The 12,677-nt window shown below is 69.4% G+C and carries 11 protein-coding genes; 6 read left to right on the forward strand and 5 right to left on the reverse strand.

The features are described from left to right. Positions 1-3: 3 nt before the first annotated feature. Together ACFQS9_RS25175 and ACFQS9_RS25180 are read left to right on the forward strand one after the other, a co-directional pair. Positions 4-1,671: a SulP family inorganic anion transporter gene (locus tag ACFQS9_RS25175; RefSeq protein WP_378409282.1), complete on the forward strand. Its 1,668-nt coding sequence runs from the start codon at positions 4-6 to the stop codon at positions 1,669-1,671. 40 nt (positions 1,672-1,711) lie between these two features. Then, the gene (locus ACFQS9_RS25180; RefSeq protein WP_378409283.1) at positions 1,712-2,077 is read left to right on the forward strand and encodes a VOC family protein; all 366 of its coding nucleotides are present in this window, start codon (positions 1,712-1,714) and stop codon (positions 2,075-2,077) included. A 30-nt stretch (positions 2,078-2,107) separates the two neighbouring features. Here ACFQS9_RS25180 and ACFQS9_RS25185 read toward each other — a convergent pair whose 3' ends face one another. Beyond that, positions 2,108-3,328, reverse strand: a complete 1,221-nt coding sequence (locus ACFQS9_RS25185) for an amidohydrolase (RefSeq protein WP_378409284.1) — start codon at positions 3,326-3,328, stop codon at positions 2,108-2,110. Between the two features lie 499 nt (positions 3,329-3,827). On the opposite strand from ACFQS9_RS25185, the gene ACFQS9_RS25190 reads away from it, so the two are divergent. Together ACFQS9_RS25190 and ACFQS9_RS25195 are read left to right on the forward strand one after the other, a co-directional pair. After that, positions 3,828-4,622: a protein kinase family protein gene (locus ACFQS9_RS25190; RefSeq protein ID WP_378409285.1), complete on the forward strand. Its 795-nt coding sequence runs from the start codon at positions 3,828-3,830 to the stop codon at positions 4,620-4,622. 89 nt (positions 4,623-4,711) lie between these two features. Further along, complete coding sequence (locus ACFQS9_RS25195) at positions 4,712-5,710, forward strand: helix-turn-helix domain-containing protein (RefSeq protein ID WP_378409286.1); 999 nt, start codon at positions 4,712-4,714, stop codon at positions 5,708-5,710. Here ACFQS9_RS25195 and ACFQS9_RS25200 read toward each other — a convergent pair. Together ACFQS9_RS25200 and ACFQS9_RS25205 are read right to left on the reverse strand one after the other, a co-directional pair. After that, on the reverse strand, positions 5,686-7,152 hold the full coding sequence (locus tag ACFQS9_RS25200) for a bifunctional 3'-5' exonuclease/DNA polymerase (RefSeq protein ID WP_378409493.1): 1,467 nt from the start codon (positions 7,150-7,152) through the stop codon (positions 5,686-5,688). The two genes, ACFQS9_RS25195 and ACFQS9_RS25200, sit on opposite strands and share 25 nt — an antisense overlap. A gap of 112 nt (positions 7,153-7,264) precedes the next feature. Next, positions 7,265-8,446, reverse strand: coding sequence for a low temperature requirement protein A (locus ACFQS9_RS25205; protein WP_378409494.1), 1,182 nt, complete (start codon positions 8,444-8,446; stop codon positions 7,265-7,267). Positions 8,447-8,654: 208 nt separating this feature from the next. Here ACFQS9_RS25205 and ACFQS9_RS25210 point away from each other — a divergent pair, with 208 nt between their 5' ends. Further along, positions 8,655-9,923 (forward strand): aspartate kinase, encoded by a 1,269-nt coding sequence (locus tag ACFQS9_RS25210; RefSeq protein WP_378409287.1) that lies wholly within the window; start codon positions 8,655-8,657, stop codon positions 9,921-9,923. Positions 9,924-9,925: 2 nt separating this feature from the next. Further along, entirely contained in the window at positions 9,926-10,960 is a 1,035-nt protein-coding gene (locus ACFQS9_RS25215; protein WP_378409288.1) for an aspartate-semialdehyde dehydrogenase, read from the forward strand. Positions 10,961-10,966: 6 nt separating this feature from the next. Here ACFQS9_RS25215 and ACFQS9_RS25220 read toward each other — a convergent pair whose 3' ends face one another. Both ACFQS9_RS25220 and ACFQS9_RS25225 read right to left on the reverse strand, forming a co-directional pair. Further along, positions 10,967-11,917: a hypothetical protein gene (locus ACFQS9_RS25220; protein ID WP_378409495.1), complete on the reverse strand. Its 951-nt coding sequence runs from the start codon at positions 11,915-11,917 to the stop codon at positions 10,967-10,969. Positions 11,918-12,029: 112 nt separating this feature from the next. Beyond that, the gene (locus ACFQS9_RS25225) at positions 12,030-12,434 is read right to left on the reverse strand and encodes a DUF7144 family membrane protein (protein WP_378409289.1); all 405 of its coding nucleotides are present in this window, start codon (positions 12,432-12,434) and stop codon (positions 12,030-12,032) included. Positions 12,435-12,677 lie beyond the last annotated feature (243 nt).

Below are 12,677 nucleotides of genomic sequence, written 5' to 3' on the forward strand. Positions count from 1 at the left end.
CGGGTGACCGTCCTCGCACCGACACTGGTCGGGTACCAGAAGCGCTGGCTGCGGGCCGACGTCGTCGCCGGCCTCAGTGCGGGGGCCGTCGTGATCCCGCAGGCGATGGCGTACGCGACCATCGCGAACATGCCGGTGCAGATCGGGCTGTACACCTGCATGGTGCCGATGGTCGTGTACGCGATGCTCGGCGGATCCCGGACGATCAGCGTCAGCACAACGTCGACGATCGCCATCCTCACCGCGTCGACGATGATCGGTGCCGGGATCGCGGCCGGCTCCGAGGACGCACAGTCGTCTTTGATGACGTTGACCCTGTTGGTCGGGGTGATCCTCCTGCTCGCGCGGGCGCTGAAGCTCGGCGCGATCATCGAGAACATCAGCGAGGCAACGCTGTCCGGGATCAAGGCGGGCGTCGGGCTGACGGTCGCAGTCGGCCAGCTCCCCAAGCTGCTCGGGGTGCCGTCCGACCCGGACGCGACCGGGTTCTTCCGCGTGCTGTGGTCGGCGGTGCGGCAGATCGGGGACGCGAACCTCGCGACGGTGCTGCTCGCGGCCGGGTCGATCGGTGCGCTGTATGCGATGGCGAAGGCGGTGCCGCGGGTTCCGGGGCCGTTGGTGGTCGTCGCCGTCGGTATCGCCCTGGTCGCGTTCACCGGTCTGCAGGGGCGGGGTGTCGAGCTGATCGCCGAGGTGCCGCAGGGGATTCCGTTGCCCGGCATACCGTCGCTCGAGGACGTGGGCGCGCTGATTCCGGGCGCGCTGGCGATCGCGGCGATGGCGTTCCTGGAAACAGTGTCGGTGGCCCGCGGTGTGCGCCGACAGGGTGAGGCGCAGATCGACAGCAACCAGGAGATGCTCGCGAACGGCGCGGCCGCGGTGGCGGGGGCGTTCTTCCATACGCTGCCACCGGCGGGGGGCTTCTCGCAGACCGCGGTGGCGCTACGCGCGGGTGCGCGAACCCAGCTGACCGGGGTGGTGACCGCGCTGCTGGCCGTGCTCGTGGCGCTGTTCCTCGCCCCGGTCCTCAGCGATCTGCCGCAGGCCACCCTCGGGGCGATGGTGGTCGTCGCGACACTGGGTCTGGTGGATCTGAAGGTGTTCGCCCGGTTCTGGCGGATCAACCGCGCCGAGTTCTGGGTGGCCGTGACGACGGCGCTGATCGGGCTCACGGCGGGCCTGCTGCCCGCGGTGGCGGTCGGTGTCCTGTTCACGCTGTACCTGGTGCTGCGGGAACTGAACCGGCCGCACGTGGTGCAGCTGAGCCGGGGATCGGACGGCCGGTGGATCGGCGGCGAGGAGGATGCGCCGTCGGCGCCAGCCGATCCGCTTGTGCTGCGGATCAATTCGGCGCTGTACACGGCGAACGTGCTGGCGAATATCACCGCGATCCGGGAACGGGCCGAGGCCGTGGACGCGAAGGCCGTGGTACTGGACTGCTCGCGGGCCTGGAAGGTCACCACGACGGTCATGCACCACGTACGGGATCTCGACCAGGAGCTGTCCGCCCGCGGCGTCACGATCTACTTCGCGGACCTACCGCAGCGTGAGCTCGAGACCACGCTCAAGACCGAGGCCGGGCGCCGGTTCGAGGAGTCGGGGCGGATCTTCGCCACTGTGGACGATGCGCTTCGCGCAGTGGTGCGGTTACGGAGCCCGGAGACTCCGTAACCGCACCACCGTGGCGGAGCCGCTCGTCTAGGGTTTCGGTATGTCACCCTCCGACAAGGATCATCATCGACTGAACTACGTGGAGTTGTCGGTCACGGATCTCACAGAATCCATGGCCTTCTACCGCTCGGCATTCGGCTGGGAGTTCACCGAGTACGGCCCGCAGTACGCGGGCATCCTCGGCGCGGAGGGAGACGAGGTCGGGGGCCTGCTGCAGGTGTCCGAACGCCGGCCCGCCGGCGGACCGTTCGTGCTGCTGTACTCGGTCGACCTCGACGCGTCGGTGGACGCCGTGCGCGCGGCCGGTGGCACCGTCGTCAACGGCCCCTACGGCTTCCCCGGCGGGCGGCGCTTCCATTTCACGGACCCGAGCGGCAACGAACTCGGCGTCTGGTCCTCGACCTAGGAGACACGCCCTAGCGAATCCGCGTACGCCTCAGTTCAGCCACTCCCGTGCCGCCGCGACCAACGCCTCGACACCGACGGTGAGGGTCGGCTCGAGGACCGGCGCGAAGCGTGGGGAGTGGTTCGACGGGATGTCCCGGTCGGTGGTCCCGGCCGCGGCCGCTCGCATGAAGGTCTCCGGATCCGCGCCACCGAAAAGCCAATAGCAGCACGGCGCCCCGGACGCGGTCGCGAAGACGCCGACGTCCTCGCTGCCCGTCACCAGGCCCGGGTCGACGACGCGATCGTCGCCGAAACGGGACCGGAACGCGGCGGCGGTGCGCTCGACGGCGGCCGGCTCGTTGACCAGGACCGGGAAGCTGTCGATCGGGGTGATCTCCGGCGGGCGGGTCGCGCCCGCCGCGGCGGCCTCCGCGTCGACGATGCGGGTGACCGCGTCGAGCACCTTGGTGCGCACCGCCTGGTCGTAGGTGCGGATGTTGACCTTGAGGACGGCCTCGTCGGGGATGATGTTGTCCTTGGTGCCCGCCTGCAACGAGCCGACCGTCAGCACGACGGTGTCGGTGGCGGCCACGGTCCGGGACACAACGGTCTGCAACCGCAGCACCGTCGAGGCGGCCATCACCACCGGGTCGATCGTGGTCTCCGGCCGCGAGCCGTGACCGCCCTTGCCGAACATCCTGATTCTCAATGCGTCCGTGGCGGCGAATGCGGGTCCGGGCCGAACGGCGAGCATGCCGGCCGGAAACGGGGCGACGTGCTGCCCCAGCACCACGTCCGGGGTGCCGAACCGCGCGAACAGGCCGTCGTCGACCATGGCTTGCGCGCCGCCACCGAGTTCCTCGGCCGGCTGGAACACCGCGAGAATCGTTCCGCGCCAGCCGGACCGGTCGCCCGCCAGCTCCTCCAGCGCACCGAGCAGGCACACGATGTGCATGTCGTGGCCGCACGCGTGCGCCACCGGGACGTCGGCGCCGTCGGGATCACTACCTCGTGCGGTGCTGGCATATGGCAGCCCGGTCTCCTCCGCGACCGGCAGCGCATCCATGTCGGCGCGCAGCAACACGATGGGGCCGTCGCCGCGGCGCAGTGTCCCCACGACCCCGGTGCCGCCGACGCCGCTGGCGGTCTCGAACCCCAGCGCCCGAAGCCGGTTCGCGACGATGCCCGCGGTCCTGGTCTCGTGGAAGGACAACTCCGGGTGGGCGTGCAGGTCCTTGTACAGCTCGGTCAGGGCCGTGGTGTCGACCATGGCGGTCCTTTCGCTCGACGACACACAGTCAAACCCGGACTGCCGGGCCGCGTCTCATGCTTCGCGGGTGAAACGGCAATCCGCAACGCGTTGAGCTTCGGCGGCGCGTTCCTGCTGGTGTACAGCACGATCGGGGTGGCGGCGCTGCTCGGCGGGCGTGCTGTTCCTGGTGGTCGGGCTGTTCCAGCTGCTGCAGCGGCATCCGCGGCGGGAGCGGGGTGATCGGTGAGGGTTCCGGCGTCGGGGTGGTGCGCCGGACCGCGCGATTCGCGCACGAGGTTTCGACGATTCGCGCCCGGGCCCCGGTGTCGAATACGGCCGTCGGAGGTGTCGGGCCGGTCCTACCTGCGCGTTCGGGATCGGTCGCCGTCGTCGGGTGGAGCGGACGATTTCCGGGCCCGAAATCCAGTGGTTTTTGGGGGCGTTTACTTTCCGGCGTTGTGTGAGGATGCACCGATGACATTGGTTGTCACTCAATCGCCGGGCCGAATGCCGGTCTATGCGCGCTGACACCGAGCGGCTGCCCATCGTGGCGGCAACCCCGCCCGCCCCTGCCAGGCCCACCGTCACCGGATGTGTGGCCCCGTCGGGCCGGATGCCGGGAAGTACGTTCGCGGTCGGGCGGTATCGCCTGCTCTCGTGCTGTGGGACGGCGCCGTCGGTGGAGTTCTGGCGTGGACTCGATCTGGTGACCGGCCGTGAGGTCGGGCTGACCCTCCTCGGGGCCGACACGAACCAGCAGGTCGACACCGACGAGGTCTTCGCCCGGACGGTGTGGATGTGCGGGATCCGTACTTCTGCCGTGGCACGGATCGTCGACATGGTCGATGCGGAATCGGCAGGGGCAGTTGTCACCGAATGGGTGCCGAGCTGCTCGCTCGCCGAGGTCATGGAGGGTCGTCCGTCGGCCGTTGCCGCCGCCTCCGCGATCAGGCCACTGGCGCACACGGTCTGCCGGGCGCACGAGATCGGCAGCGTCCTGGCCCTCGACGACCCGGACCGGCTCCGGGTGAGCAGGGACGGGGATGTGTTCCTCGCTTTTCCGGGGCCACTCCCGGACTCGGACAGGGCCTGCGACGTTCGCGGGTTGGGCGTGGCGCTGTCCACGTTGACCACCGGGGACCGGTCGGGCGCCGGGGACCTGGCACAGCTGTCCCGGGTCCCGTCGAGGCTTGCGGAGCTCATCGTCCGGGCGGTGGAACCCGGCGCCGTCGGCGCCGATTGGGTGGCTCACGTGCTCGATGAGGTCGCCGAGCGGAGTTCGATTCGGTCGGCGGCGACCGCGGCCTGGTGAATCCCGGCCGTACGAGACCGTCCGGTCCGCTCGCGCTGTAGTCTTCACCGCAGTGAAGGTTCCTTTGTCGGGGGTGGACAGGGGTACGAATGACCGGAAAGCCTCTTCCGCAGGCCGCATCGTTGACTCGACGTTTCAACGACGGCGTGCGGTTGTGCGGTGCGGAGGGACTCGAGACCCTGTCGGCTGCGGCCGATATGGTGGCGATCAACCCCGACCGCTTCCGTGCCGTGATGCGCACGGCAGACTTCGGGTCGATCCGGGTGAACAGGCTTCGTACCTCGGCTGTTTCGGGGATTCGCACACCGGACCGGCTCGCGGACGACCACAGCGCGTACCTGTCCATGGTCTGCGTGCGGACGGGAGAGATCAGGATTCGACAGAACCGCACCGCCAGTTGCGCGGGCGCGGGACAGATCACGTTTGTCGACTTCGCTGCCGCCTTCGAGGTCGAGCTCTCCCATCGGGGCGACTACGTCTTCGTCTACCTGCCGCACGACCTGCTGGCCGCCCGATCCGTCGATGCGCGAACCCTCGTGGGTGCTGCGGTGCCCGCGTCCGCGCTCGGTGACGCGATAGCCGGGGCGATCGAGGAGTTCGCCGCGACCGACCTGTGTGCCCCGGGATCAGCCGAGGCGGCGCTGATCGAGCGCGGGATCCTCGACCTGTGCCTGGCGGTGATCCTCCAGTCGTCCGGCGAGGCACAGGTGCGGGACGAGATCGGGATCCGAAACCGTGCGCGGGCAAGGGAATTCGTCGAGAGCAACTTCACCGATCCGACCCTGACTATCGCTCAGGTCGCCTCGAGTATCAACGTCAGCCCCCGATACCTGCAGAAACTGTTCGAGACGGAGGAGCACTCGGTTTACGAACTCATCCGCAGACGCCGTGTCCGCTGGGGGGTCGCGCTGCTCACCGATCCGGCCGCCGCGCACCTCACCATCAGTCAGGTTGCACTCCGGAGCGGTTTCGTCGGCCTGAGTCAGTTCAGTCGTGCGGTTCGAGACATCACGGGTGCCTCGCCCCGGGGCATCCGTCGGCGCGCGGACCACACCGAGACCCTTCAGGTGTTCGGCGGCTCGGCGTAACAGTCCCGCACCGCGACATCCATGGGAAAGCGCACCTTCGTCTCGCCGAACAGGAGTCGGGTGGCCGCCTCGGTCGCGGCCAGCACGTGCTCGGTCGCGGTCTCGGGATCGCGGCAGTGCACGACCACCTCGTCGTGCTGGAAGAACACCAATTCCGCGCCATCGACGTCCTCGAGCCGTCGCCTGAGCTCGGCCAGCAGGCACAGGGCCCACTCGGCGGCCGTCGCCTGCACCACGAAGTTCCGGGTGAACCGGCCGCGGGCGTGCGCGTCGCCGCTCGACCACCAGTGCTCGTCGGGCGGCGGGCAGGCCCGGCCCAGCCAGGAATGCACCACCTCGCCGCGTTCCCCCGCCCGCGCCGCGTCCTCGACGAACTGCACCGCAACCGGAAAACGCTTGCGCAGCAAGTTGAGTAGCGCCCGCGACTCCCCGGCGGTGGCGCCGTACAGCACTCCGAGGATTGCGACCTTCGCCTTGTCCCGGTCGCCTGCGAACACCTCGGCGGCCACCGGTGCGTACAGGTCGTCGGCGCCCGCCGCGGCGACCATGAGCGGGTCGCCGGACATCGCGGCCAGGATGCGCGGCTCGAGCTGGCCGGCGTCGGCGATGACGAGGGTGTGGCCGCGATCGGCGATCACGCTGCTGCGCAACGCCTTCGGAATCTGGAGGGCACCGCCGCCGCGGCTTGCCCAACGGCCGGACACCACCCCGCCCGGCACGTACACCGGCCGGAACCTGTCGCCGCGGACCCAGGTGTCGAGCCAGGCCCAACCGTTGGCCGCGTGCAGCTTGGCCAGGTCCCTGTAGTGCAGGAGCGGCTCGATCGCGGGATGGTCGACGTCGCGCAGGAGATAGGCCCGGGTGGAACTGAGCTCGATCCCGTCGCGGGCGAACGCCTCGACCAACTCGACGTGGGATGCGGGGTTGACCCGTCGCCCGAACGCCGCGCCGATCATCTCGGTGATCTCCCGGATTCGCTGCGGCACAGCATCTCCGGTGGTGCGTGGACCCAGGGTGCGTTCGAGGAGATCGAGATGTGCCCGGGCGGAGAACGGCAGCCCGTGGTGACTCATCTCGGCTGCGGCGAGGGCGCCCGCCGACTCGGCGGCGACCAGCAGGCGCAGCCGCGGATCGTCGCCGATCAGCGTGAGCTGCGCGTCGTGGTCGGCGACCACCGCCGCGGGGTCGAGGGGCGGTGCCGCGTCGAACAGGCCTGGCCGTTCGTCGATCGGAGGCTGCGGCGCGACGGCAGGCTCGCTCGCCCGCACGCTCAACAGCGCGCCGGTCAGCGCGAGGTCGTGGCAGCGCTGCACCCGTAGGCCGTCACGCAACACCGCGGGATAGACGGCCGCGGTGTCGGCCCAGACCCACCGAGGATGGCCGTCCGGTTCGAGGGCGCGTACCGCGGCGGATGCGTCGGGGAAGGGAAGCGGTTCGCCCATCGCGTGCCCGCGGTCGTCCGTCCGGATCGCGAGGGTCTGCTCGGGCCCCGGCACCAACACGATTCGCACGGCGCCCAGTCTGCCGTGCGGGTGCGACAACGTCCGCGATCGGTTAGTGGACGCCGTGCCGGATCTCGTCGCGGTGCTCGGCGAAGCGCACCGTCTCGATGACGATGAGCGCCAGCAGCACCGCGGTGAGCAGCCCGAGCGAGGCCAATGCCGGCAGGTGCCATGCCAGCGGGATCAATGCCACGATCACCACCCCCGTCGCGATCCGTCCGGCGTTGACGGGCCCCATCGCTCCGGTCACGTACACCTTGAACCCGGCCAGCCCGAACAGGAAGAGCGCGGCACCGCCGAAGAGCGCCACCAGAGGGATGCCGTACAGGGGGTCGGTGAGGGTGTGATGGCTGCCGTCCCCGACGTAGTTCAGCACCTTCTTCAGTCCGAGCGAGATCAACACGATGCCCATCACCATCGGCAGGTGCAGGAAGGTGTACCCGCCCCGCGCGAGCCTGACCTGTGTCTCCCCGGTGGCCGCGGAGAACGCGCGTTCGGCCGCGAGACTGGTGGTGTCGAAGTACGCCCACCAGAGCAGCCCGCTGACCGCCAGGCCGAGAATCGACCCGACGACGATCGGCCAGGTGATGGGCAGGGCGGCCACCCCGATTCCGATGGAGACGATCGACTCGCCGAGCGCGACGATGATGATCAGCCCGTACCGCTCGGCGAAATGGCTCGCCGACTTCAGCCGCCAGCCCGCGCCGCCGAGCAGGGTGCCCAGGTAGTCGCCGACCAGGGCGGCCACCCACATCAGGGTCTGCGCGGTTCCGGTGAGCTGGGAGGCGATCAGCAGCAGGGTGGTGCCCGCGGCCATCGACGGGACGAAACGCAGCAGCTGACCGCGCAGCTGCGGGTCGTCGGCACTGGCCAGCCAGAACGTGGCCAGGTGCATCAGCCGGACGAAGAAGTAGCCGACGGCGAACACCACCGGTCCGGAGAGGCCGCCGGACAGGTCGTCGAACGCCTCGGGGATGGTGAGCGCGATGATGAACATCGAGCCCATCGCGAAGAACATCGCGACCCGAGCGAACCCCTCGTCGGCGCGCACCACGTTGGCCAGCCAGGTATAGCCGATCCAGCACCACCACAGCACCGCCATCACCAGCACGGCGCGGACCAGATTGCGTGCCGAGGTGTCGTCCGCCATCAGGGCCGTGACACCGGTCAGTGCGAAGACGAAGACGAGGTCGAAGAACAGCTCGAGCGGCGAGACGGAGGATCGCTCCTCCATCGGCAGCATCCTGGTTCGCTTGGGAAGGTCCACGCGGCTACTGTGCCACCACGAAAGGGCCTGCGCAGCGGGTCCAGGTGGGCTCGCGCGGCGCCCGCGGCGCCGGCGTCAGCCGAATCGTCCGGCTGACTGCGGGCACGCCCGGGGTCGTCGGTAGGATTGCCAGCTGGACTTCGTTACCCGTTCCCAGATCCGGAGGTTGATTGGCGTGGCGCTCGTCGTGCAGAAGTACGGCGGATCCTCGGTGGCATCCGCCGAGCGCATCCGACGCGTCGCCGAACGGATCGTGGAGACCAAACGCGCAGGCAACGACGTGGTCGTCGTGGTCTCGGCGATGGGTGACACCACCGACGAGCTGCTCGACCTGGCCCAGCAGGTGTGCCCGGCGGGTCCGCCGGCGCGCGAGATGGACATGCTGCTGACCTCGGGCGAGCGGATCTCGAACTCGCTGGTCGCGATGGCGATCCACGGCCTCGGCGAGGAGGCCCGCTCGTTCACCGGTTCGCAGGCCGGGGTCATCACCACCGGCGCGCACGGCAACGCGAAGATCATCGACGTGACCCCGGGCCGCGTCCGCGACGCGCTCGATCGCGGTTCGATCGTCCTGGTCGCCGGCTTCCAGGGCGTCAGTCAGGACAGCAAGGACGTCACCACGCTCGGCCGCGGCGGGTCCGACACCACCGCCGTCGCGCTGGCGGCCGCGCTGAAGGCCGACGTCTGCGAGATCTACACCGACGTCGACGGCATCTTCACCGCGGATCCGCGGATCGTGCCCGACGCCCAGCGGCTCGACACCGTCTCCTTCGAGGAGATGCTCGAGATGGCCGCGTGCGGCGCGAAGGTGCTCATGCTGCGGTGCGTCGAGTACGCCCGCCGTTACAACGTGCCCGTGCACGTTCGTTCCTCGTACACCACCAAGCCCGGCACCATGGTGTCCGGATCGATGGAGGACATCCCCGTGGAAGAAGCCATCCTCACCGGCGTCGCGCACGACCGCAGCGAGGCCAAGGTCACCGTCGTCGGGCTGCCCGACGTGCCGGGCTACGCGGCAAAGGTCTTCCGCGCGGTCGCCGAGACCGAGATCAACATCGACATGGTGCTGCAGAACATCTCGAAGGTGGAGACCGGCAAGACCGACATCACCTTCACGCTGCCGAAGACCGACGTGCCCGCCGCGGTGGAGAAGCTGACGGAGCTGCAGGGCGAGATCGGGTTCACCCAGATCCTCTCCGACGAGCGCATCGGCAAGGTGTCGCTGGTCGGAGCGGGCATGAAGAGCCACCCGGGCGTCACCGCCACCTTCTGCGAGGCGCTCGCCGAGGCCGGCATCAACATCGACCTGATCTCGACCTCGGAGATCCGCATCTCGGTGCTGGTCGCGGACGACGATCTCGACGACGCGGTGCGTGCAATCCACAAGGCATTCGATCTGGGCGGCGACGAAGAGGCCGTCGTCCACGCGGGAACGGGGCGCTAGAGATGACAACTGTTGCTGTGGTCGGCGCGACCGGTCAGGTCGGCGCCGTCATGCGCGCGCTCCTCGCGGAGCGCAACTTCCCCGCCGACAAGGTGCGGTTCTTCGCGTCGGCCCGCTCGGCCGGCACGAAGCTGCCGTTCCGTGGCGAGGAGATCGTGGTCGAGGACGCCGCGGGCACCCCCGACGAGGACCTCGCGGGCATCGACATCGCGCTGTTCTCGGCGGGTGCGACGCTGTCCCGTGTCCAGGCCCCGCGGTTCGCGGCGGCGGGTGCCACCGTGATCGACAACTCTTCCGCGTGGCGCAAGGACCCCGAGGTCCCGCTCGTGGTCAGCGAGGTCAATCCGGAGGAGGCGAAGAACCCGCCGAAGGGCATCATCGCCAACCCGAACTGCACCACGATGGCGGCGATGCCGGTGCTCAAGGTGCTGCACGACGAGGCAGGCCTGCAGCGGCTGATCATCAGCAGCTACCAGGCGGTGTCGGGCAGCGGCCTGGCCGGAGTCGAGGAGCTGGCGACGCAGGCGCGCGCGGTGATCGACGACGTCGAGAAGCTGGTGCACGACGGCGGTGCCGTGCAGTTCCCGGAGCCGACCAAGTACGTCGCCCCGATCGCGTTCGACGTGATCCCGCTGGCCGGCTCGCTGGTCGAGGACGGCAGCGGCGAGACCGACGAGGACCAGAAGCTCCGCAACGAGAGCCGCAAGATCCTCGGCCTGCCCGACCTGCTCGTCAGCGGCACCTGTGTGCGCGTCCCGGTGTTCACCGGCCACTCGCTGTCGATCAACGCCGAGTTCGGGAACCCGCTGTCGGTCGAGCGTGCCAAGGAGCTGCTCGCCCAGGCGCCCGGCGTGCAGCTCGTCGATGTGCCCACCCCGCTGCAGGCGGCGGGCAGCGATCCGTCGCTGGTCGGCCGCATCCGTCAGGATCCGGGTGTGCCCGGGGGACGCGGCCTCGCGCTGTTCGTCTCCGGCGACAACCTGCGTAAGGGTGCCGCTCTCAACACCATTCAGATCGCGGAGCTGCTCGTCGGCTGACCGTCGCTACGCCGTCTCCTGGTGAGGGGAACCTTCAACCGGTCTAACCGGCTGAAGGTTCCCCTCACCGTTTGGTAGAGGTGGGACCGGGCCGCGGAGCAGGCGGCCGATCCAGCCCTCGTCCAGGGCCAGTGCCTTGATCGTGGTCGCAGCGGCGACCACGACGCCCGACATGACGAACATCCACGTGATCGCGGTGAACACCAGGCCGAGCGCGCCGAACTTCTCCTGCGCCGACTCGCCCGCCAGCGGCAGGTAGATCCGGCCCGCGATGCGCAGCAGGGCCAGCCCGGCGGCGGTCATCGCGGCGGTGGCCCACAGCACCCGGCCGGCGAGCCTGCCCTCGGTGAGCAGGTACGGCACCGCCGACCACAGCGCGAACCAGATGATCAGCTCGCTGCCGAACGCCAGCGGCGGTCCCACCCAGTCGATGCCCGCCAGGTTCCGTGCCACCCCGAGCAACGCGATGGAGGAAGCGACCGCCATCAGCACAGCCACCCAGCGCCAGCTGCCGCGGATGGTCAGTGTCGGGATGTTCCACACCCGGCCGTACAGCCTGCCCAGCGCCCGGGCGAAGGAGGTGCCGCCGAGAATCACCATCAGCATGCCGATGACGCCGAAGGTGGCGAAGGTCGGCGTGTTCGACTCCAGGCTTCCTGCCGTGATCGTGGAGAGGTCCAGGCCCGACGGATCGAGCCCGAGCTGCTCGTAGAGGGTGTCGCCGACCGCGTCCAGGTTCCCGATGGTGCCGACCGCGATGATGACGGGCAGCACCGAGGTGAACTCCTGCGCGGCGAGGGTCATCGAGCGGTCGGCCAGCTCGATGTCGATGATGCCCTTGATCACGCGGGCCACCGTCCGCCCGGCCGACGTCCGCTTCAGCCAACCCCTGGCGGTCTGCTTCTGGACGGCCAGGGCCTCCTTGGCCAGGCTGACCGAGAGTTTCGACGACTTCACGGTGGTCAAGTCAACGCGACAACCGGGCAGGCGCCCTCATCCGGGTCGGGTGAAAGAACGACGTCCGCCGCCCGTCCCCGATCGGGACAGACGGCGGACGGGGAGTTCTCGATCAGGCGGGGGAGTTCGGTGCGGTCGCGCGGTTGGCCGGCCAGCCCGCGGTGAGGCCCCAGATGACGCCGACGTTCAGGGCGATCAGCAGGATCGACAGCCACGGCTGGGTGCCGATCCACGTCAGCTGACCGATGGCGTTCAGCAGCGCGAGGGTCACGCCGAAGACGCGGGCCCAGGTGGCGCCGGCCAGCAACGCGCCACCGCCGACCACGAGCAGGACGCCCCACACGATGAGCACCCACCCCCACCGGTCGTAGTCGAGGATGACCAGCTTCTCCTCGCCGAGGAAGAGCCGGGAGGGTGAGGCAAGCGCGACGATGCCGGCGATGGCGTTGAAGGTGCCGATCATGATCAGGATGAGGCCGGCGAATACGCCCCAGCCCCCGGGGGTCTTGTCGTCCATGGGTTCCTTCGGTGACGTGGTGATCGGGTGGGGGATCAGAAGATCAGCGCGACGAGGATCGGTGCCGCGGTGAGGACGATCGCGACGAGCGAGATGATCGCGACGGTCTTGACGGCCGTCTCCTGCCGGTTGTGGTGATTGGACATGGCGCTCACGGTAGGTCCCGGAAACGGTGGTCCGCGTCATCCGCTCAGGGTGAGATGGGGTGCGGATTCGTGTACGGTGCTCTGCCGACCTATATCG

Origin of the sequence: Rhodococcus daqingensis (genome assembly GCF_042665615.1) — a bacterium.
Lineage (GTDB): Bacteria > Actinomycetota > Actinomycetes > Mycobacteriales > Mycobacteriaceae > Rhodococcus_G > Rhodococcus_G daqingensis.

What these genes read in the sequence shown, in the direction of transcription:
- ACFQS9_RS25200 (WP_378409493.1), bottom strand. Translation starts at nt 7,152, where the DNA reads ATGGGCGAACCGCTTCCCTTCCCCGACGCATCCGCCGCGGTACGCGCC.
- ACFQS9_RS25215 (WP_378409288.1), top strand. Translation starts at nt 9,926, where the DNA reads ATGACAACTGTTGCTGTGGTCGGCGCGACCGGTCAGGTCGGCGCCGTC.
- ACFQS9_RS25205 (WP_378409494.1), bottom strand. Translation starts at nt 8,446, where the DNA reads ATGGAGGAGCGATCCTCCGTCTCGCCGCTCGAGCTGTTCTTCGACCTC.
- ACFQS9_RS25185 (WP_378409284.1), bottom strand. Translation starts at nt 3,328, where the DNA reads ATGGTCGACACCACGGCCCTGACCGAGCTGTACAAGGACCTGCACGCC.
- ACFQS9_RS25225 (WP_378409289.1), bottom strand. Translation starts at nt 12,434, where the DNA reads ATGGACGACAAGACCCCCGGGGGCTGGGGCGTATTCGCCGGCCTCATC.
- ACFQS9_RS25190 (WP_378409285.1), top strand. Translation starts at nt 3,828, where the DNA reads ATGCGCGCTGACACCGAGCGGCTGCCCATCGTGGCGGCAACCCCGCCC.
- ACFQS9_RS25195 (WP_378409286.1), top strand. Translation starts at nt 4,712, where the DNA reads ATGACCGGAAAGCCTCTTCCGCAGGCCGCATCGTTGACTCGACGTTTC.
- ACFQS9_RS25180 (WP_378409283.1), top strand. Translation starts at nt 1,712, where the DNA reads ATGTCACCCTCCGACAAGGATCATCATCGACTGAACTACGTGGAGTTG.